A 20,591-nucleotide genomic window follows, 5' to 3' on the forward strand; every position below is an offset into this window, starting at 1 on the left:
CGAAGGCTCAGAGTATCTGAGGGGCGTGGCTACAACAGTCGAGCAAGGGGGGGATGAATTCCTCCCTGGATAGCTCCCTGCAGTGAGCGTTTTCAGCGTTGCTTCTCCAGGGCGAGGACTGCTTTGGCGATGACGGTCATGCGGTTGGGGCTGATGCGGGATCTGCGAATGATCTGCCAGGACTTCAGCCGCGCCATGCCGCGCTCGACGAGGGCCCGGGCCCGGGCGAGTGCGCGGTTGACGGTCCGCTGGGTGGCGGTGAGTTCTCCGCCGGGTGGCCGTTTCAGGCCGGTCGTGACCCAGGGACCGGCGCCGGTGTAGGCGCGGTCGGCGAGGACGGGAACGCTCTGCGTTCGCAGATCTGGATGATGCGGTGGGGGCGGGCCGCGGTCAGGTCGTGGGTGCGGCCCGGCAGCGGGGGCGAGATCCACAGCATGTCGCCGGCCTGGTCGGTGACGACTTGGGCATTCACTTCGTGTCGGCGGTGCTTGGCCGAGTAGTCCGCCCGGCTGTCGCAGACGCGGTCGCACTCACAGAGAGCTGGGCACCCTGTTGATCAGCACCCGACGAGTCCCAATTCGTCGTCCTCCTGGAGGTTCTGCGGCTCCATGACCGTTGCACCGCGTTCGGCAGCGGTGCAACCGACCATGAGTGGCTGGAGCACGGGATCGGCTGGGTCCTCGACGGGCAGCCTGTGGCCCTGACGTCGGCCCCCTACGGCATCTCCGACAAGTACCGGGCCCGATTCGAATGGTGGGTTGCCGAAGACCCCCGGCTGACGGTCGTCATCGGCGGCCAGGGCTGGTACGGCATCGGCTCCACTCAGGTGCTGATGTGGCGCACTGACTGCATCGAATTGATGGAGCCCTCGCCGGAGTCGGTGCGCGCCTTGGGCTATCGGCAGTACTGAGGCCCGGGACGGTATCTCCGAGGGCACGAGAGCGACCCGGCGGCACGAGGGCCCCGGGACGCCCCAGAGGCCACGGGGTACCGCCGGAGGCCGGCGAGACACCAGGACGCAGCAGCGGGTGGCCCCGGGGAGCGCCAGCACTGGCCCGCAAACGGGCGAAACTGCGGGTGTGGGACGAGATCATGGCCGCCCTGCCCAACGCAGGTCAGCCGGTGTGGACGCCGCCCCAGGTGCCGCCGCTGCGCGTCGACGGCTGGGTAGACCCCCGGGTCTTCGCTGGCGCCGACATCCAGGAAGAAGAGGTGTCCGGCCCCGGTCGTCAGTCGAGGTCCGCGCTCAGGGTCCGGAGCAGGGCGTGCAGGCGGCGGACCTGGTCGCGGCCCCGGTAGGGCTCGCGGCGGCCCTCCTACTCGCTGGACAGCCAGCCCTGCCAGCCGGCCGTGCGCAGCGTGGCACTGGGGGGGCAAGCCGGCCACCGGCGAGATCTACAGCGCCGCCGACAAGGTCGAACTCATCGGTGACGGCAACTCGTTCGGGCGGTGGCCGGTGGGCGCGGAGCACCGCTCCGCACCGAGTTCGAGAGTGTCTACGTGCCGGGGCCTGGTGTCGTCGCTGACCACGACGGCAACAAGTTCAGCCACGCAGACGGATTTTCATTGCCCCATCAGGGAGTGCACCGAGAAGCGCACCACGCCGGACGGGTTGCCACTGGCGGGCATGAAGCCGTGTATGCGGGCCGGGTCGGCCGCGATCCTGATGTGGGTGCCGACGCCGGTCTCGTCGCCGTTGAGTCTCCTCCTGCGGGGCACGAGCCCGCCGTTCGTGATCGCGAGTTCGTCCGCCTGCAGCACGGCGCCCGGCCGACCGTCGCGGGGCAGGAGGGTCAGCGTGTAGTTGTGGCCGACGGCGATGTAGGTGTGCTCGTCGCTCTGCAGCAGGAGCCCGTAGCCGTGGTCCTTGCCGTGGCCTCGTTCCGTGTGCCTTTTGACCAGGAATCGATGGCTGCCGAGGGTGAGCGTCTCCTCCTCGGTCCCCGCCACCCGGAAGCCGCGCAGCCGGTCCTGCGTCTGCGCGAGGAGGATGTCCTTGTCCAGCGCCCCGAGCTGGGCATAGGTGCGGCGCAGTTCGGCGGTGTCCTCATCGGTGAGGGAGTCGGCACCGAACGGTGCGGTGCCGATGGCGCCGTACGTGCCGATGGCCAGGAAGCTGTATGAGATGCCGTGGCTGTCCGCCCGCGTCTCGGGCACAAACAAGGTGGTGTTGGGTCGGCGTAGCTCTTGAAGGGGATCTCGAAGTCGCCGAAGTACACGTCCGGCGCGAGGAAGGCGATCGAGGGTGCGGCCAGCTCCAGGCCGTGCTGACGTGCGGGAGCGGTCCCCCGCTGGGGAAGACGCCAGGCACCTGGCCGCCGGCGAAGGCGGCGTCCTCGGACCCCGAGGCGTCCGGGATGATGGAGTCAAGCCACGCGTTGACGAACAGCGGGACCGTCGTGGTGCTCCCGGCCCGCGGCGGCCACGTGCTCGATGTAGGCCGCGTAGTGCCAGGCCATGAACAGCTCCGCCGTGCGGTCGGCGTCCACCTTCAGACTGTCCCACGTCGGGGCGGGCGACTCGGCGGGTGCGCTGACGTACGGAAAGGCCTCGGCGCGCAACGCCTCCACCAGGGCGGGCGGCACGGGGGCCTCCCAGGCGGCTGTCGCGTCCGCTCCGTGGGAGCGTGCGGCGCCGAGGAGACCGACCTCGTTCTCCACCTGCACCATGATCACGGTCTTCTCGCGGCCGTCCACGCGTGCCAGGTGCTTCATGAAGGCGGCGAACGCGGTGGCGTCGGCGTCGCGGTTGTCCGCGGAGAAGGGACTGAGGTTGTCGTACAGCTCGCCGTGCTCGTCGTTCTGCAGTGCCCCTTGGGCAGCGATCACGCTCTTTGCCAGTCATGCCGCACGCCTGAATCGGCTCGGGCGGGAGCGCGCGGACAATCCGAGGAGCTCGTGCAGAGCCGCACCGCCCTCGGCCCAGCGCCGTAGCTTCTCCCGGTCGATCCAGTGGACGCCGTGCCGGTCGCCCCACGCCATGGCATCGCGGGTGAAGGCTCCGTTGGTGACGACGACAGCATGATCGGCTTTGTGGACCGGCCCGGCCGTCCCCTTCACCGCGTACATCACCGATGAGCCCACTTTCCCGCCGACGCGGGTGTGCTTGGCCTGCACCACGATCCGGTCGCGCTGCGGATGGTCACCGATGACGTCGGCAGCCTGGTCGCCGCCGCCACCCACTCGGCGGGCCGGCCAGCCGTCGCGGACCAGCAGATCCCGCAGGACGTACTCGAAGCGACGGTCGTCCATGGCGTCGAACTCCGCGAGCGTGATCCGCAGAGTGGCCAGCCGCTCCTTCTCCCGACGCCGCATCGTGGTCGCTTGCCCGATCCGCCACGCCGCGACGGCTCCCGTGAGCAGGGCGAGAGCCAAGAGGACAGGCCAGGCCGCCTTCAGTGTGCCGACCGCCGTGGCCGCCGTCCGCGCCACCAGGACGAGCACAGCCAGGGCGACTACAGCCGCTGCGACCAGTTCCGCGGCACCGCGAGGGCGCCGCAGACGTATCCGTCCCATCAGCGGTCGGCCGTCGCGCTGACCGCCGGCTTCGGATCCGCCGGCGGTGTCGTGGCAGTGGACTCACTGAACCCGAACACCTGCCCCCACAGCCACACGCCGGCCAGTAAGCCGGCGATCATCCAACCGCTCATGCGCTTGGCGCTCCTGGACTTCGGATTGCGACGGATGTGTCCGCGCACCCGGTGGAACCCGTCCGGCACCTTCGACATGTTTCCCCCTCCCATCGGTGGGCCGCGGAGCGCGGCTCATCCCAACAAAAGGTGTAACAGTGGGCACTGACAGCAGCTGATGGGTCATCACGGCGCTACGTCCTGGTCGAGTCGCCATCAGGCCAGGAGGGTCCACACCGCCAGCCAAGTCACGGGGCAGCGAGCCTGAGGCAGCTCAGCTGGGCGAATGCCCTTCTCAGCTTCCAAGCGGTTCACCATGGCCCTTCCGCCAGCCCTCATACGGCGCGTGACCGTCCGTCTCCCACCTGCGGAAACAGCCCCGGTCACGCCAAGCGGATCTCTGCCGACGAATGGCGAAAAGCAGCGGAGGCGCACTCACAGCCATAGTGCGCCGGAGCCGCCCCTTCGAACCGTGGTACTGCGACCACGGCCCGGGGGCGTCACAGGGTCGGGAGGCACTGGTAGGCACTGGTCAACCCGCCGCCGCGACGCCTCGGCCAACCGAGCCCCCACAGGACGATTCTCAACGAGGTGTCGTCGCGGTCCTGTGAGGACACCGCCACGGTTGTAGGGCCGGGTCGAAGAAACCGCCGCTGGCCTCCGTCAGCGCCGGATCCAGCCTTGGTGCAGCCCGGTCAGGACAGTCTTCTGCGTCGCCTCTCGAAGCAGTGCCGAGGCCGTCATCGTCGTACAAGCGCAACATGCGAGCAGCGCTCATCACCACGAACCTTCGAACCAAGATCCGGACCATACCCGGACCAGCCGTCCGCAGCTTGTGGCGATCGGAGCTGTTTTAGCTGGTCAAGCCGCCTCTGAGCCGTGTACCACCAGTAGACCAAGAACCTGCTAGCCCCTCTCCGGCGCAGCGCTTTTCGGATCGGACGCAAGCGGCGCTGCCGGCAGACAGCGATGACATCGAGGCCTTGTGGCATCCCAACAAGGAGGCAGCGTGAACGACGCCATCCCTCCACAACGTCTGACCCTGCCACCAGCCGGACTGGCATCGGTCCGGACACCACCGAACCTGCAAACGCCTACACATGCACTGAAGCTGGGAAAAGGACTTCGCATCCCTACCTGACAAGCTGTCAGGTAGGTCAGCATCAGGTCAGCAAGAGTTCTGCCACAACCACCCACAGACAGCCACACCGTGGAATCGTCCACCACGTCGGCCCGAGCCGGCCGGCTGTCAGGGCGCTTTCCGGCAAGCAGGTGGAAGACAGCGAGAATGCCCCGACCGTCTTCCGCCCCGCGGCCACCAACGCTGACGAGTTTCCGCAGGTCAGCGAACTCTTCCTCGCGGCTTCAACGGCACCAGAGGAAGTTCCGGTGCCGGCAAGGGAGCACCGTCGTACCCCTTCACCTCCCCGAATCGCGAGCCTTCCATCCAGTCCTGACGCGCCTGTACGATCTCCTCCTGTGACCGTCCGATCCAGTTCCAGAACAAGTGGAACTGGCCTACCTCGGCGAGCGGGTCGCCCAGCATGGCCATCTCCCAGGCCGGGACGGCGCGTTGGCGTGCGAGGTCGGCGGATCGAAGAGAGCGTTGACGCGCCGATTGTCCACGGTGCACCAGGGTGCGGCGCTGTTGGCGGGCAATCAGACTCCCTGCCCACGCGTGATCGCTCGCGGCCTCCGGGCCTTGCGCCGGTCACCATTCCGTTCGCCTCAGACCTGACCCTCCTGCTCTCGGACCTCAGCTTCATTCAGGACCAGGCGACTGCTGGCCGATCAGCCCCAGAAGACCGAGTTCAACGCAGCGTAGTCAGCACCAAGTCAGCACGGGAAGTGTGAAGACAGGTGATGGCGTGCGCTTTTTGGTCAGCACCAAACCAGCACGGCAGTCAGCACCCGGCCACCAAATCCTGCCCGACCAACGCAACCCGGACAGTGCTCACGCAGGCCCACTTGAGGCCCTCCTAGTCGCTCCGCCAGCACCGTCATGGTGCCCCCACGCACTCCCACCTCCAGAACTATGGTGTCCCACCACATACGCCACTGACCTGCGGTTTCCTACGGTATGGCGACACACAACCGTCCCCGCCAACCGCCAGGAAGTGGTGCCGATGCCCTCCCCCGCGACCGCTCCTCCACCCCCCGCCAACCTCAGGCGCATCGTCGTCGCCAGCCTCATCGGCACCACCATCGAGTGGTACGACAAACTCATTCGATCGAGGCTAGGACCTGCGGTTTTCCATGATCTCGGCCCTCGCGGTCAGCACGGAACCAGCACGGGGCTTTGTGCCGTGCTGACTCGGTGTCGGGCCGACCTGCGTCGCAGCGGCTCCACGGTTGAGGACGCATCCATGACAGATCGCAAGAAGGCCGGCGCTCGGGCATGACGTGAGCGTGGCTCTGAAGAGTGATCTTCCAATCCCGGCGCCCGAGCCACTCCGCCATGCCGTCATGGGCAATCCGCGCGCGAAGCCCAACGAGGGCCCGTCAACTGGTCGGACGCAAGGAGAGGTTGTAGTAACGGATCTCCTCGTACTCCTCGAGTCCCTCGCTGCTGCCCTCGCGTCCGAGACCGGACTGCTTGACCCCGCCGAACGGTGCGGCCGCGTTCGAGGGGACGCCCTGGTTGATGCCTACCAGGCCGGTGGCCAGTTGGTCGGCCACGTTGAAGGCGCGGTCTAGGTTCTCGGTGAAGACGTAGCCGGCCAGGCCGTGCTCGGTGTCATTGGCGCGGGCGATGGCCTCGTCCTGGTGCGAGAAGCGCTGAACGGCGGCGATCGGCCCGAAGATCTCGGCGCGGGCGAGGTCGGCGTCGGACGGTACGTGGTCCAGCAGCGTCGGCTCGAAGAACGTGCCGGGGTGGCTGGGAGCCGAGCCGCCGGTGAGCAGGTGGGCGCCGCGGCGGGTGGCGTCCTCGACCAGGCCGGCGAGCCTGTTCACGGCGCTGGTGTCGATGACGGGGCCGAGGCCGACGCCGGGGGCGAGTCCGTGGCCGACCTGCAACGTGGCCAGTCGCTCGGTCAGGGCTTCGACGAAGGCGTCGGCGATACCGTCCTGGACGAAGATGCGATTGGCGGCGATGCACGACTGGCCGCCGTTGCGCATCTTGGCGGCGAACGCTCCGTCGACTGCCCGTTCCAGGTCGGCATCGTCGAAGACCAGCAGCGGGGCGTTGCCGCCCAGTTCCATCGAGCTCTTCAGGACGTTGTCGGCCGCGAGGCGCAGGAGCACCTTGCCGACCCCGGTGGAACCGGTGAAGGAGACCTTGCGCACCCGTGCATCGGCCAGCACGGCGGTGCTGAACGCGGGGGCGTCGGTGGTGTTGACGACCTGCACCAGGTCTTCGGGGACACCTGCTGCGAAGGCGAGCTGGACGGCGAAGATCGTGGTCAGGGGGGTGTTGGGCGCGGGTTTGATGACGACGGGGCAGCCGGCGGCCAGAGCCGGGGCGATCTTGCGGGTGGCCATGGCGAGGGGGAAGTTCCACGGGGTGATGAGGACCGACAGCCCCACCGGTGCGCGCCGGGTGAACAGACGGGCACCACCGGTGGGAGCGTCGCGGAGGTTTCCGGCGGGGCGTACCGCTTCCTCGGCGTACCAGCGGACGAAGTCGGCGCCGTAGTTGACTTCGGCGCGGGCCTCGGCGAGCGGCTTGCCCATCTCTCGGGTGATGAGCAGGGCGATCATGTCGGCGTTGCCGAGGATCAGCTCGTACCAGGTGCGGAGGATGTCGGCACGATGCCGGGTGGTGGTGGCGGCCCAGGAGCGGCCGGCCTCGTCGGCGCGGGCAACGGCGTCGAGGGCCTGCCGGACGTCGAAGTCGGGGACCTCGGCGATCGTCCGGCCGGTGGCCGGATCGTGGACGTCGAAGGTGCGATTCACGCCGGGCACGGCGAGGTGGAGGTCGGCCAGGACCTTGTCGGAGTCGGCCAGGGCGGTCGGTTCGGCGTCAGGGAGGGCGCGCATGGTGGTCACTTGGCTTCCTGTGCGGCGAGGACGGTGTCGATGGCGGCCACGAGCTGCCGGATCTCGTCGTCGGTGGTGATGAACGGCGGGCTGATCTGAACGGTGTTGCCGCGCAGCGGTCGGGTGATGAAACCGTGTTCGACCAGTTCGTCGGTGACCGCTTCGGCGTTGAAGTCGTCCGCGAGCGTGATGCCGCCCAGGAAACCCGCCACTCGCGTCTCCACCACGGCTGCCCGGGCCGTGAGACCGTTCAGTTCGCGGGCGAGCAACTGCTCCAGTTCGGTCACTCGGGGCAGCAGCTTGTCCTCTTCGAGGAGGTCGAGGTTGCGCAGGGCGACGGCGGAGGCGGTCGCGTGCCCGGCGTAGGTGGCTCCGTGGCGGAAGACGGGGGTGTCGGCGGAGTCGCGGTAGAACGGCTGCCAGATGTGAGGCGCGACGAGTACGCCGCCCAGTGGGGCGTATCCGGACGTGATGCCCTTGGCGAAGGTGATCAGGTCAGGCCGCAGGCCGTACCGCTCGGAGGCGAACATGTGGCCCGTACGTCCGAACCCGGTGATGACCTCGTCGACGATCAGGAGGATGTCGTTCTCCCGGCAGATGCGCTGCAGACCCTCCAGGTAGCCGGGCGCGGGCGGGTTGACGCCGCCGGTGCCCTGGATGGGCTCGGCCACGATCGCCGCGATGTTCTCCGGGCCGATGTCGCGCACCGTGCGCTCGACCGCCTCGATGTCGTGGGTCGATACCCGGGCGGTCTCGGGCACGAGGGACTCGGTGCCGTAGCCGGCGCGGTTGAAGTCGAGGCCGGCGATGCTGGTTCCGTAGGCGTGCAGGCCGTGGTAGGCGAACTCGCGGCTGAGTATCGCCGTCTTGCCGGTGCGTCCCTCGCGCTGCCAGTGGCGGCGGGCGAGCTTGCAGGCGACGTCGATGGCGTCGGAGCCACCGCTGTTGAGGATGGCCTTGGGGTCGTCGATGGGCGAGAGCGTGGCCAGGCGCTCGGCGAGTTCGACGGCTCGGTCGTTCAGGTAGCGGCCGAAGATGTGGTACGTCTCCAGGCGCCGCATCTGCTCGTAGGCGGCCTCGGCGAGTTCGGGGCGGGCGTGGCCGACGTTTGCGTGCCACAGACCGGCCGTGCCGTCGAACAGACGGCGGCCGTCCGTGGTGAAGACGTGGCTTCCTTCGGCGCGGTCGACGGTCAACTGGCGTCCCAGGACGGACGGGAGGTGGGCCTGGGCGCTCCAGAGGGCGGGACCGGTCAGGACGGGCTGGTTCTCGTTGGACATGGCTTTCCCCTGGGGGTGCGGTTACTGGGCGGTGTAGCCGCCGTCGACGGGAAGGGTGATGCCGGTGATGTACTCGGCGTCGGGTGAGGCCAGGAACGCGATGGCGTTGGCGACGTCCTGCGGGGCGGCCGGCCGGCCGAGCGGAATGCTGTCCGCCGCTCTGCGGGCGGCTGCTTCCGGGTCCTGGTGGGAGTTGAGCCATGCCTCGTAGAGCGGGGTACGGGTCATACCGGGTGCCACGGCGTTGACGCGGATGTCGTACGGCGCGAGTTCCACCGCGGACGCGGCCGTCAGGGCCTTCATCGCGCCCTTGCTGGCGCTGTAGACGCCCATCGTGGGAACGCCCACCTTGGCCAGCCGGGAGGTGACATTGACGATGCTGCCGCCCGACTGCCGCATGGCGCGCCCCGCCGCCTGGAGGACGGCGATCGCGGCGAAGGTGTTGATCTCGAAGGTGGCGCGGATGTCGGCGACGGGGACATGCAGCAGCTCTCCGGTGTGGTCGGCTGCCGCGTTGTTCACCACCACGTCCACCCTGCCGAACCGGTCGACGGTGTGTTCCAGGAGGCGGTCGGGTTCGCCGTCCTTCGTGAGGTCGGCCGGGACGAAGCAGGCGTTGACGGAGCCGAGTTCACGCGCCAGGGCCTCACCTCGTTCATCGCAGCGGCCGCTGAGGAGCACGGCGTATCCGTCATGGTGGAGGCGCCGGGCGGCTGCGGCGCCTATCCCGGAGGTGGCGCCCGTGACGAGAGCCACCCGGGACGACGTCGGTTCCTGGCTCGTCATCGACGTGCGGCGGCCTTCTGCGCGTACCGCACGACCCCGTACGTGGCGAGGATGACGGCCAGGCTGAGGATGCTGAGGTAGAGCTGCGAGCGGGCGTCCGGAACCAGCAGCATGGAGCTCACCACGAGCAGGATGCCTCCCAGGGTGATCCAGCTCAGGTACGGATAGCCCCACATGCGGAGCTTGAGCCGCTCGGGGGCCTGGCGCTCCAGCCGGCGCCGCATGCGCAGCTGCGATCCGGCGATGATCGCGTAGACGAACAGCCCTACGGCCCCGGCGGAGTTGATGATGAAGTCGAAGACGGCGTCCGGGGCGACGTAGCTCATGACGACGGCGACATAACCGGCGGACGTGCAGGCCAGAATGGCCTTCCAGGGCGTTCCCTCACGGCTGCGGTCGGCGACCCATCTCGGCGCCCAGTTGTGGCGCTGGAGTGCGAACAGCATCCGCGAGGCGGTGTACAGGCCGGAGTTCAGCACGGACAGTACCGAGGTGAGGACGACCACGTTGATGATGGTGGTCGCCGCGGGAATGCCCATCTTGCCGAAGGCGGCCGCGTAAGGGCTGGTCTGGGTCGGGATCTGGTCCCACGGAGTGATCATCACCAGCAGGGTCACCGAGCCGACGTAGAAGATGATCACACGCCAGACCGTCGAGGAGGTCGCCTTGACCACCGACTTCACCGGGTCGGCGGACTCCGCCGCGGCGATGGTCACGATCTCCGTGCCGACGTAGGCGAAGATCACCATCACGATGCCGTGCAGGACCGCCGACAGGCCGTGGGGGGCGAAGCCGCCGTGGGTGATGTTGCCGACCGACAGGTTGGACCCTGGCCAGACTCCCAGAGCGAAGAGGGTGCCGGCGAGGAGGAAGACGACGATCGTGACGATCTTGACCGAAGCAAGCCAGAACTCGGTCTCGCCGAACGAGCGGGTGGACACGAGGTTCGAGGCGGTGAGAAGGGTCATCAGGATCAGGGAGAAGACCCACTGGGGCACGTCCGGGATCCACAGCATGAGCAGTTTGGCGCCGGCCACCGCCTCGAACGCCACGACACCGACCCAGAAGTACCAGTACAGCCAGCCGATGGTGTAGCCGGCCCAGCCACCGAGCGAGGCACGGGCGTATTCCATGAACGAACCGAGGGTGGGGGAGGCGGTGGCCATCTCCCCCAGCATCCGCATGACGAGGATGACCAAGAGGCCGCCGAAGGCGTAGGACAAGATGCTCGCCGGACCCGCCGTATGGATGACCGCTCCGCTGCCGACGAAGAGGCTCGCGCCGACGATGCCGCCGAGGGCGATCATTCGGACGTGCCGTTGTCTGAGCGGTCCTTGCGCGTCGGACTGGAGGCGCTCTGTGGTGACTTCGGGGGCTGTCTGCACTGTTCTGAGCCTTTCTGCGGCGTCGCTGCCGGGGTCGCGCATGCGACAACGGGGGCCGTGCGCGCGTCATACGGCCTGCGCGTCGGAAGCGGACGCGGAGCGCCTGGCGTCGCGGTGGCTGGGCGGGGGCAGGACGTGCGCCGTCGGGCGACCGCCCGGAGACGCTGCCCCAGATGGGAAGTCGAGCTGCGCGACCGCCAGTGTGGAACTGTAGAACAGTTCTACTGTTGAGCGCTAGGGGTCCGGCTCGGTACGATGCCGCCATGACGGCACTCGACGGGTTGGTGACCCGCAGGACGACGACCGCGCAGCAGATCGCGGACGGCCTTTCCCAGCGGATTCTCGCGGGGGCCTTCCGCCCCGGTGAGCGCCTGCGCGAGAGTGCGATCGCCGCCGAACTCGGCATCGCGCGCAACACGGTCCGCGAGGCGGTCCGCCTGCTCGAGCACGGAGGTCTGGTCCGGTTCGAGGTGAACCGCGGGGCCGTGATCATCTCTCCGACACCCGAGACGGTCGCGGAGCTCTACACCGCTCGCCGGCACTTGGAGACGGCCGCGCTGGCGACACCCCTTTCCGGTGAGCAACTCGCGGCCGTGGAAGAGGCCTACTCCCGCCTCGAGACGGTGACCACGTCACACGAGCGTGCCGACATCGTCGCCGCGGACCTGGCCTTTCACGCCGCGATCGTGGCAGCCCTCGGCAGTAGCCGCATCGACGCGTTCCACGCGGGACTGACCCGTGAACTGCGCTTCTACCTCATGGCTTTGTCCGCGCACGAGCGGGAGTACGAGAACCCGCGCAAGGTGGTCAGCGAGCACGAGCCGCTCATGGAAGCGATCCGGGCAGGCGACGCCCGGCGCGCACAGCGCGAGGCGAGTCATCACATCGAGACGAACGCCGAGAGAGTGCAGCGCATCCTGGCTGCACACAACGACGGTTGACGCCCATACCGCGTACGCACCGTGAGAGTGGTGGACGCCGAGCGGGGCCGCGCACACGCGGCGGGCGTACACGAACCAGACCGCTGGCGGGACGCACGCACGCCCTCCGGCTCACGACGAAGAGCCGACGGCCCCGCGAGGAAGCGATTCCGCATCTTGAAACCCTCTTGGTGAAATGAAAACAGTTTTCACGTACTCTTCCGTCGAAGCCTCCTTGATCACCCCCGTCGGAAGACAAGAACGCGAACCATGAGAAGACCCCGCCGTCGGCTGATAGCCGGCCTGCTCCTCGCTCCCCTCCTGACCGGCTGTTTCGCCTCCAAGGAGGACGACTCGTCATCCCCTGGCTCGTCCGACTCCGCAGCGGGAGCCCGGCTGCGCGTGGCGCTGGCCTTCGCACCGACCCAGCACTACTCCCCCTACGGCCAGGACGACGCCTTCGCCATGTCCAGGCTGGGTGTCTCGGAGGGGCTGACCAAGCTGGACACCAACGGCTCCGCGATCCCCGCGCTCGCCGAGTCGTGGAGCAGCGAGAAGGGCGCCAGGAGCTGGGTGTTCACGCTGCGGCACGCCACGTTCCAGGACGGCACCGCGGTCACCGCGAAGGCCGTCGCCTCCGCCCTCACCCACGCCGCCCGGGCCGAGCCGGCGCCCACCGCCCTGAGCGGAGTGAAGCTGACTGCCGAGGCCGAGGGCGAGGACCGGGTGCGGGTCGACACCGGCATCGCCGACCCGGTACTGCCGCTGCGGCTGTCGAACCCGAGCCTGGCGATCTTCTCCCCGAAGGCGTACGAGAAGAACGGCACGGTGAACCCGGTCCGCACCGCAACCGGCCCGTTCGAGATCACGAAGATCACCGGCGACACGGCAGCCACCCTGAACCGCTTCGACGACTACTGGGACGGCCGCGCGCAGGCCCCGGGCATTGACGTCCAGTTCATCGCCGACGGCACCGCCCGCGCCAACGCCCTGCGCACCGGCCAGGTGGACATCGCCCAGGCGCTACCCGTATCGCAGCTCGCCTCCCTGGACAAGGACACCGTCCACGAGACGAACACCGCCCGCGACACAAGCCTGTACCTGAACACCAAGTCCGGCCCCTTCACCGACCCTGGACTGCGGGCCGCCGCGCGCGAGGCGATCGGCACCTCCGTCCTCGCCAAGCAGGTGTACGAGGGATACGCCGAAACCGCCAAGGGCGTCTTCGGCCCAGCCCTGCCCTGGACGGCCGGCAAGCGCGTCGCGCCCACCGGACGGGCGAAGGCTGCCGACCCCGACGGCAAGACCATCACCATCGCCACCTACTCCACCCGGCCCGAGCTGCCCGAGGTCGCCCAGGTGCTGCAACAGGATCTGGAGAAGGCCGGGTTCAAGGTGAAGCTGGTGGTGCGCAGTGACTCGCAGGTCGAAAGCGACCTGCTGGCCGGGAAGTACGACGCCGCCGTGACCTCCCGCAACATGATGCTCGACACGGGTGACCCCGTCTCCGTCCTGGCCAGCGACTTCACCTGCCACGGCCCCTACAACCTGTCGCAGCTGTGCGACAAGAAGGTCGACCGGCTCGTCGCCGCCGCCCAGGCACAGTCCGACACCGGCAGGCGACAGGACGCCGCCATGAAGGCCGAGGCGGCGATCCTCGGCACCGACGCGGTGATCCCCCTCGTCCATCTCCAGGCCGTCCTGGGCATCGCCAAGTCGGTGCAGGGCGCGCTGTTCAGCTGGGACGAGCGCCAGTACGTGGGAACAGGAACCCGGCGCTGAACCGCACCTCCGGCCGCCCCGGCGGCCCCTCCGCTCTGCTTGCCGCCCTGCGCTCTCTCGCGCGGGGCGGCGGCCTCACACTGCTGTGGCGGGCCGTACTCGCCGCCGCGCTGGTCTGCGCGATCGGCCTGCTGCCCTGGCTGTCGCGCACCGACCCCGCGCTGACCGTACTCAAGGCCCGCTCAGCCGAGCGCGATCCCACTCCCGAGGCGCTGCTGGCCGTACGGGACCAACTCGGCCTGAGCGACGGCCCGTTGCCGCTTCTCGGGCGCTGGCTGGGCGGGCTGCTGCACGGGGAGGCGGGCCGCTCCTGGGTCTCCGGCGGCCAGGTGCTGCCCTCCGTCACGCAGGCCCTCGGCGTCTCCCTGATGCTAATGGCCGGGGCGATCGCAGTCACCGTATGCACGGCCGCCGCGGTGTGCGCCCGCACCCTGTGGCTGGGCTCCAGGCGCCAGCTGGACACCAGGCGTCCGGGCGGCACCGGATCGGCGGTGCTGGCCGCGCTGCCGGAGTTCCTCGTCGCCTCCGTACTCGCCTCGGTCGTCGGCGTACAGCTCGGGTGGCTGCCCGCTCTGGGCTGGTACGGCCCCCAGTGGATGGTCCTGCCCTCCCTCGCACTCGGTCTGCCCGCCGGAGCGGTCCTCGGGCAGCTCCTGGACGACCTGTTGCCCGGCGCGTTCGCCGAGCCGTGGGCGCTGGCAGCGGCCGCCCGCGGCGTCCCGCCCTCGTCCGTGGCCCGCAAAGCGGTGCGGCGCTGCGTGCCCGGGCTGCTGCCCAACACGGGACTGTTCGTGGTCAGCCTGACCGGCGGCGCCGTCGCCGTGGAACAGGTCTTCGACATCCCCGGTCTGGGCCGGCTCACCCTGCGCGCCGCCCTCGCCCAGGACCTGCCTGTCCTGCAGACCGGCACGCTCACCCTGGTCCTGCTCGCCGCAGTCGCCAGTGCCCTGGCGCGACTCACTGCCCGGCTGCTCATCGGTCCCGCGTTGCACGACGGCGCCCTGCAATCCCTGCATGCGCCCGCACCGCCGAGGCGCAGCATCCTCCCCCTGCTGTACGGGGCGCTGCTGGCCGCCGTCATCGGCTTCGGCCTGCCACGCGACGCGCTCGCGCTGAACCCAGCCGCCCGGCTCCAACCCCCCTCTTTCACATATCCATTCGGCAGCGACGCGCTGGGGCGCGACATCCTGGCCCGCGTCGCCCACGGCGCGCTCACCACCCTCGGTATCGCCCTGGCCGTCAGCGCCGTCGCCCTCGTCACCGGCATCCTGCTGGGCCTGCTCCCCCGCCTGTGCGGGCCCGTGGCCGACACCGTCAACGCCATACCACCCGTCCTGGCCGGACTCCTCGTCACCGGCCTCGCGGGCAGCGGCCCATGGACCCCGGTCATCGCCGTGGCCGTCGGCGCCTGGACCCCCCTGGCCACCCACACCTCCGCCCTCCTGCAACAGGAACGCGCCACCACCCACCTCACCGCCACCCGCGCCCTCGGCGCCACCGACTGGTACTTGCTCACCCGCGAAGTGCTCCCAGCCGTGCTGCCGCCCGTCGTCCGCCACGCCCTGCTCCGGCTGCCCGGCATCGCCCTGAGCCTGGCCGCGCTCAGCTTCCTCGGCCTCGGTGCCCAGCCCCCCTCCCCCGAATGGGGCCTGCTGCTCGCCGAGAACCAGCCGTATGCCGAACGCGCCCCCTGGGCCGTCCTCGCCCCGGCCGCCGTCCTGGCCATGCTCGGAGCGCTCGCGGTCACGGCGGCCGGCGGAGTACGCATCCCCCGACTGAGGCGGTCGGCGTCGTCCCACCCTGGAGCGCCCACGGACCATCCCCGCGGGACGGCGCAGCCGGTGCCGGAGCCACCGCGCACGCCCGTATTCACACCTCCCAGAAACTGACGGGCACCGCCATGACCGATCTCCTCTCCCGCGTCCTGCCCCGCCGAACCGCCCGGTCCACGAAGCCTTCACGCGAGCACACCTGGAAACACCTGTCACCGCTCCTGCGGCTGCTCCTCCTGACCCAACTCATCTTCAACATCGGCTTCTACGCCGTCCTGCCGTTCCTCGCCGAGCACCTCGGCACCGCGCTCGGCATGGCGGGGTGGATGGTCGGCTTCGTCCTGGGCCTGCGGACCTTCAGCCAGCAGGGCCTCTTCGTGGTCGGCGGCGCACTCGTCGACCGCTACGGCGTGCGCGCGATCGTGCTGGCCGGCTGCGTGCTGCGGGTCGCCGGGTTCGTCTGGCTGGGGTACGCGGAGCAGACCTGGACGGTGATCGGCGCGGTGCTCCTCATCGGCTTCGCCGCCGCGCTGTTCTCCCCGGCGGTGGAGTCCGAAGTGGCCCGGCAGGCGGTGATCTGGGAGGAGGAGGGCCACGGTTCACGTACTCGGGTGCTGGCTCTGCTGAGCGCGGCCGGACAGGCCGGTGCCTTCGTCGGCCCGCTGCTCGGCGGCCTGCTGCTCGCCGTGGACTTCCGCACCGCCTGCCTCGCCGGAGCCGCCGTTTTCGTCCTCGTCCTGGCCGGGCATATCCGGCTGATGCCGCAGCACATCCCCGGCCGAGTGCGCACGCGGCAGCGGGGCGGCGCACGCGTACTGCTGCGCAACCGCCGCTTCCTCGCCCTGTGCTGCGCGTACGGCACCTACCTGCTCGCCTACAACCAGCTCTACCTCGCCCTGCCGGAGGAGGTGCAGCGCGCGACCGGCTCCCAGGCGGCCCTGTCCTGGCTGTTCGCTTTGTCCTCCCTGCTGGTCGTCTGCGCCCAACTGCCCGTCACGCGCTGGGCAGGTGACCGGCTCGGCCTGCGCCGCTCAATGATCGCCGGGCTGCTGCTCATCGCGGCCGGTTTCGGGGTCGTGGCCGCCGCCCGGCCGGCCGGCTGGACGGGGGTGGCGGGGTTGTTGCCCGCCGCCGGGTACGTCGTCCTGCTCACCCTCGGCCAGATGCTGGTCGTCCCCGCCGCCCGCGCCTGGGTGCCCGACCTAGCCGAAGACGGCCGCATCGGCCTCTACACGGGAGCGCTGTCCTCCGTCTCCGGCCTGATCGTCCTCATCGGCAGCTCGGCCACCGGCTCCCTGCTCGATCTGGGGCTCCCGGCCGCCGTGCCGTGGCTTCTCCTCGCCGCCGTTCCGGCCCTCGCGGTGGGTCTGCTGCCGAGCCGCCCGAAACGTACGGTCGGTGCGTCACCGGGCCACTGACGGTTTTGTCCTGCTTCGCCCTGAGGATGGGGGACCTCGTCTTCCCCAGCCCTCCGCCTTCAGCTGGAGCGACCCGGGTGCCACCGGCCTTGGGTGGGCAAATCGCCATCGGACACAGCAGATCGGCATGCGTGGTGGCCGTTGTGACATGGAGCAGGTGACAGGCGCAGAAGTGAGGCTCTTAAGCAGCCGCACCGTGAAGGCGGCGGACTGTTAAGGAGCGATCTCATGGGCCGATACGATCTCGCCCTCATCGGATTCGGCGGCGTCAATCGTGCGCTCGCCGAACTCATATCCCAGAGCGGGGGCCGCCTGGCCGAGGAGCTGGGTTTCGCCCTGCGGGTGGTGGCGATCACCGATCTGCGGGCCGGTTCCCTGGTGGACACCGACGGCATCGATCTGGCGCCGCTGCTGGCCACGGAGCCCGGGGAGCTGAGCTTCGCGGGCCTGACCGGCGGCAGCGCGGATCCGCACAACGAGTGGGTGATCCGCGAGGTGCCGGCCGACATCGTCGTGGAGGCGACGTTCACCAACCCCACCGACGGCGAGCCGGCCCTCTCCCACGTGCGCTGGGCTTTGGAATCGGGCAAGCACGTGTGCACCACCAACAAGGGACCGGTCGCACTCGCCGGCCGCGCACTGAAGCAACTGGCTGCCGAGCGTGGTGTCAGCTTCGAGTTCGAGGGCTCGGTCCTCAGCGGCACCCCCGTCCTGCGCACCGCCGAGCGCATGTTCGGCGGCCTTCAGATCACCGGCGTCCAGGGCATCATGAACGGCACCTCGAACTACATCCTGGGCCGCCTCGAAGAGGGCATCGAACTGTCGGCCGCCATCGCCGAAGCCCAGAGCCTCGGGTACGCCGAAGCCGACCCAACCGCCGACATCGAGGGCCACGACGTCCAGCTCAAGGTCATGATCCTGGCCAACGAGGTCCTCGGCGCCGACCTGCGCCGCGAGGACGTCTTCCGCGAGGGCATCTCGGCGATCACACCGGACGAGGTGCGGGACGCCGCCTCCAAGGGGCTGCGCTGGAAGCTGGTCGGCTCCGCCACCCGCCACGAGGACGGCAGCGTCGACGCCCGCGTCGCCCCGCTCGCCCTGCCGGCACACCATCCGCTGGCGGGAGTCTCCGGCCCCCTCAACGCGGTCGCCTTCCACACCGACCTCCTGGGCACCGTCACGGTCTCGGGCCCGGGCGCCGGCCGTATCGAGACCGCTTACGCCCTGCTGGCGGACATCATCGCCATCCACCAGCGCCACGCCGACGACGACACCGCCCCCACGCGCCCCGTTCTCCAGGAGACTCACCGTGTCTGAGACCATCGTGGCCCCCGGCGTCGAACTCCGCACCGACACGGCGCCCGTGCTCAACCCCTACACCGGCGAGGTCATCGCCTCGGTGCCCACCGTGGATGCGGGCGCCGTCGGCGGCATCCTGCAGCAGGCCAGGTGCGGGCGCCGCACCGCGGCCGCGCTGTCCCGCGCCTCCAGGGCCGGGGTCCTGGAACGCGCCGCCCATCTGGTCGAGCGGCGCGCCGAGTCCTTCGCCCAGCTGATCGTCAGTGAGTCCGGCAAGACCATCGCGCAGGCCCGCAAGGAAGTCGCCCGCGCGGTCAACACCCTGTCCCTGTCCGGAGGGGAGGCACGGCGCAACGCCGGCGAGGTCATCCCCTTCGACTCCTATGAGGGCTCGGAGAAACGGCAGGGCTGGTTCACCCGCGAGCCGCTGGGCATCATCGCCGCCATCACCCCGTTCAACGACCCCCTCAACCTGGTCGCCCACAAACTCGGCCCGGCCATCGCCGGCGGCAACGCGGTCATCCTCAAACCGTCCGCACTGACCCCACTGTCCGCGCTGCGCCTGGTCGGCACCCTCATCGAGGCCGGCCTGCCCGAGGAGATCGTCACCGTCGTCAACGGCGATGCCGGCATCGGCGCCGCGATCGTCGCCGCCCCCGACGTGCGCATGGTGTCCTTCACCGGCGGATTCACCACCGGCGAGGCCATCAGCCGCACGGCCGGCCTGAAAAAGCTCGCCATGGACCTGGGCGGCAACGCCCCGGTCATCGTCATGGACGACGCCGACCTGGACGAGGCCGTCGCCTCCTGCGTCTCCGGCGCGTTCTGGGCCGCCGGCCAGAACTGCATCGGCACCCAGCGGATCCTCATCGCGGCCGAGGTCTACGAGCGCTTCCGCGACGCCTTCGTCGCCCGCACCAAACTGCTGCGCGTCGGCGACCCGCTCGACGAGCACACCGACGTCGGCCCCATGATCACCCCGCAGGCCGCGGCCGCCACCCGGGCCAAGGTCGACACGGCGGTGGCCCAGGGCGCGGTGTTGCTGTGCGGCAACGAGGCCACCGGCGCCCTGTACACGCCGGCCGTCCTGGAAGAGGTCCCGGCGACCTGCTCGATCTGGCAGGAGGAGGTGTTCGCCCCGGTCGTCGTGCTGCAGCCGTTCACGTCCTTCGAGGACGCCATCGAGCAGGCCAACGCCATCGACTACAGCCTCCACGCGGGCGTCTTCACCTCGCGCCTGGACCGCGCCCTGACCGCGGCCCGGCTGCTGGAAGCCGGCGGAGTCATGATCAACGACTCGTCCGACTACCGCTTCGACGCCATGCCGTTCGGCGGGTTCAAGTACGGCAGCATGGGCCGCGAAGGCGTGCGCTTCGCCTTCGAGGAGATGACCCAGCCCAAGGTCGTCTGCGTCAACCACATCACTGACGTGGTCCAATGACCCGAGCGCGAGTGACGAGACGCCGAAGGTCCGTCCTGCAGCGCAGTGGCCGGGAGCAGGCCACGCTGCTCACCCCGCCGCCACAGAACTCCGCTCTCCTCGCGGTCGGTCGACCACCCTGGACAGGGTGAGCGCCGTGACCGTGTCCTGTACGCCCGGCATCTTGGCAATCTCCTCCCAGATGCTCCGTACGCGTTCCAGTGAGGCCGCCTCCAGGCGCACCATGATGTCGAAGTCGCCGCTGAGGATCTCGCAGATGACGACCTCGGGGATGCGTTTGAGCGCGGCCAGGACCTCGCCGCCACGCATGCGGTCCCGGCGGTAGACGAGTACGAGCGCGGAGACCACATCGCCGGTGTCGTGGCCCGCGCGGACGATGGTGTAGCCGGCGATGTGGCCCTGGCGCTCCAAGCGTTCGATGCGCTGACGCACCGCGTTGCGGGACAGCAGCACCTTGGCGGCCAGCTCGGAGTGCGAGGTGCGGGCGTTGCGGGTCAGCTCCGCGATGATCTTCTCGTCGATGGTGTCCACGGCGGACCGTCTCCTTCGCGAATCGGTCGAGGTCGTAAGACCCCGCGGCAGGCGGGACCGCCTCAGACCATGGGACGGCGCGGCCACGACAGCCGCCCGGCCCCCCTGCTGTTGCGCGCGGGAAGAGTCTCCGGCGCGTTCTGGCTCGTCCCGGGCCGACGCTTCGGAAGGCTGTCCTTCCGGCTTCCGGCATCCAGGCTCACTTCGGCGGGATCACTGAAGCTGCGTACGCCCGCGCGGACCATGGTGCCGACGTGGGTGACGGTTTCGAACGCGCCGGTACAGAAGCCGCCGGTGGCGCGCATGCCCGCAGTCGGCCCGGCTGACGGCGACCTTGACCCGGTGCCGGGGTGAGGCCGTGGCGACGG

General features: G+C 69.7%; 18 protein-coding genes and 2 pseudogenes. 7 read left to right on the forward strand and 13 right to left on the reverse strand.

All coding sequences use genetic code 11. From position 1 onward, the window contains the following. Positions 1-92: 92 nt before the first annotated feature. Positions 93-538 (reverse strand): annotated as a pseudogene (locus tag ACQEV8_RS03370) (transposase family protein); the annotation flags it as partial. 156 nt (positions 539-694) lie between these two features. Between ACQEV8_RS03370 and ACQEV8_RS03375 the strand changes: the two are divergent. Then, the gene (locus ACQEV8_RS03375; RefSeq protein ID WP_432957206.1) at positions 695-910 is read left to right on the forward strand and encodes a hypothetical protein; all 216 of its coding nucleotides are present in this window, start codon (positions 695-697) and stop codon (positions 908-910) included. A gap of 485 nt (positions 911-1,395) precedes the next feature. Here ACQEV8_RS03375 and ACQEV8_RS03380 read toward each other — a convergent pair whose 3' ends face one another. The 10 genes and pseudogenes from ACQEV8_RS03380 to ACQEV8_RS03425 form a co-directional block, all read right to left on the reverse strand. Next, positions 1,396-1,551, reverse strand: coding sequence for a hypothetical protein (locus tag ACQEV8_RS03380; RefSeq protein ID WP_432957207.1), 156 nt, complete (start codon positions 1,549-1,551; stop codon positions 1,396-1,398). Between the two features lie 12 nt (positions 1,552-1,563). Further along, the gene (locus ACQEV8_RS03385; protein ID WP_432957209.1) at positions 1,564-2,157 is read right to left on the reverse strand and encodes a DUF5597 domain-containing protein; all 594 of its coding nucleotides are present in this window, start codon (positions 2,155-2,157) and stop codon (positions 1,564-1,566) included. A gap of 209 nt (positions 2,158-2,366) precedes the next feature. Beyond that, a complete protein-coding gene (locus ACQEV8_RS03390; RefSeq protein ID WP_432957211.1) occupies positions 2,367-2,828 on the reverse strand; it encodes a hypothetical protein in 462 nt (153 codons plus the stop codon). Positions 2,829-2,840: 12 nt separating this feature from the next. Then, positions 2,841-3,515: a restriction endonuclease gene (locus tag ACQEV8_RS03395; protein WP_432957212.1), complete on the reverse strand. Its 675-nt coding sequence runs from the start codon at positions 3,513-3,515 to the stop codon at positions 2,841-2,843. Continuing rightward, positions 3,515-3,727 (reverse strand): hypothetical protein, encoded by a 213-nt coding sequence (locus ACQEV8_RS03400; RefSeq protein WP_432957214.1) that lies wholly within the window; start codon positions 3,725-3,727, stop codon positions 3,515-3,517. The genes ACQEV8_RS03395 and ACQEV8_RS03400 overlap by 1 nt, the downstream gene beginning before the upstream one ends. A gap of 1,243 nt (positions 3,728-4,970) precedes the next feature. Continuing rightward, positions 4,971-5,135: pseudogene (locus tag ACQEV8_RS03405) on the reverse strand (pirin family protein); the annotation flags it as partial. Between the two features lie 995 nt (positions 5,136-6,130). Then, on the reverse strand, positions 6,131-7,609 hold the full coding sequence (locus tag ACQEV8_RS03410; protein ID WP_432972398.1) for an NAD-dependent succinate-semialdehyde dehydrogenase: 1,479 nt from the start codon (positions 7,607-7,609) through the stop codon (positions 6,131-6,133). 5 nt (positions 7,610-7,614) lie between these two features. Further along, complete coding sequence (locus ACQEV8_RS03415) at positions 7,615-8,889, reverse strand: aspartate aminotransferase family protein (RefSeq protein WP_432957216.1); 1,275 nt, start codon at positions 8,887-8,889, stop codon at positions 7,615-7,617. Between the two features lie 21 nt (positions 8,890-8,910). Next, positions 8,911-9,675 (reverse strand): SDR family NAD(P)-dependent oxidoreductase, encoded by a 765-nt coding sequence (locus tag ACQEV8_RS03420; protein ID WP_432957217.1) that lies wholly within the window; start codon positions 9,673-9,675, stop codon positions 8,911-8,913. Then, positions 9,672-11,060: an amino acid permease gene (locus tag ACQEV8_RS03425; RefSeq protein ID WP_432957219.1), complete on the reverse strand. Its 1,389-nt coding sequence runs from the start codon at positions 11,058-11,060 to the stop codon at positions 9,672-9,674. The genes ACQEV8_RS03420 and ACQEV8_RS03425 overlap by 4 nt, the downstream gene beginning before the upstream one ends. 263 nt (positions 11,061-11,323) lie before the next feature. Here ACQEV8_RS03425 and ACQEV8_RS03430 point away from each other — a divergent pair, with 263 nt between their 5' ends. The 6 genes from ACQEV8_RS03430 (at position 11,324) to ACQEV8_RS03455 (ending at position 19,692) form a co-directional block, all read left to right on the forward strand. Further along, positions 11,324-12,001, forward strand: coding sequence for a GntR family transcriptional regulator (locus tag ACQEV8_RS03430; protein WP_432957220.1), 678 nt, complete (start codon positions 11,324-11,326; stop codon positions 11,999-12,001). Between the two features lie 249 nt (positions 12,002-12,250). Then, on the forward strand, positions 12,251-13,762 hold the full coding sequence (locus ACQEV8_RS03435) for an ABC transporter substrate-binding protein (RefSeq protein WP_432957222.1): 1,512 nt from the start codon (positions 12,251-12,253) through the stop codon (positions 13,760-13,762). A gap of 80 nt (positions 13,763-13,842) precedes the next feature. After that, positions 13,843-15,651, forward strand: a complete 1,809-nt coding sequence (locus ACQEV8_RS03440; RefSeq protein WP_432972401.1) for an ABC transporter permease subunit — start codon at positions 13,843-13,845, stop codon at positions 15,649-15,651. An 11-nt stretch (positions 15,652-15,662) separates the two neighbouring features. Next, positions 15,663-16,952, forward strand: coding sequence for an MDR family MFS transporter (locus tag ACQEV8_RS03445; protein ID WP_432957224.1), 1,290 nt, complete (start codon positions 15,663-15,665; stop codon positions 16,950-16,952). 228 nt (positions 16,953-17,180) lie between these two features. Continuing rightward, positions 17,181-18,269: a homoserine dehydrogenase gene (locus ACQEV8_RS03450; RefSeq protein WP_432957225.1), complete on the forward strand. Its 1,089-nt coding sequence runs from the start codon at positions 17,181-17,183 to the stop codon at positions 18,267-18,269. Continuing rightward, positions 18,262-19,692: an aldehyde dehydrogenase family protein gene (locus ACQEV8_RS03455; protein ID WP_432957227.1), complete on the forward strand. Its 1,431-nt coding sequence runs from the start codon at positions 18,262-18,264 to the stop codon at positions 19,690-19,692. The genes ACQEV8_RS03450 and ACQEV8_RS03455 overlap by 8 nt, the downstream gene beginning before the upstream one ends. Before the next feature lie 69 nt (positions 19,693-19,761). On the opposite strand, the gene ACQEV8_RS03460 is transcribed toward ACQEV8_RS03455, so the two are convergent. Then, the gene (locus ACQEV8_RS03460; RefSeq protein WP_432957228.1) at positions 19,762-20,223 is read right to left on the reverse strand and encodes an Lrp/AsnC family transcriptional regulator; all 462 of its coding nucleotides are present in this window, start codon (positions 20,221-20,223) and stop codon (positions 19,762-19,764) included. A 62-nt stretch (positions 20,224-20,285) separates the two neighbouring features. After that, positions 20,286-20,528, reverse strand: a complete 243-nt coding sequence (locus ACQEV8_RS03465) for a hypothetical protein (protein ID WP_432957230.1) — start codon at positions 20,526-20,528, stop codon at positions 20,286-20,288. Positions 20,529-20,591: the final 63 nt, after the last annotated feature.

The organism is Streptomyces sp. CA-179760, assembly GCF_050937045.1.
Classification (GTDB): Bacteria; Actinomycetota; Actinomycetes; order Streptomycetales; family Streptomycetaceae; genus Streptomyces.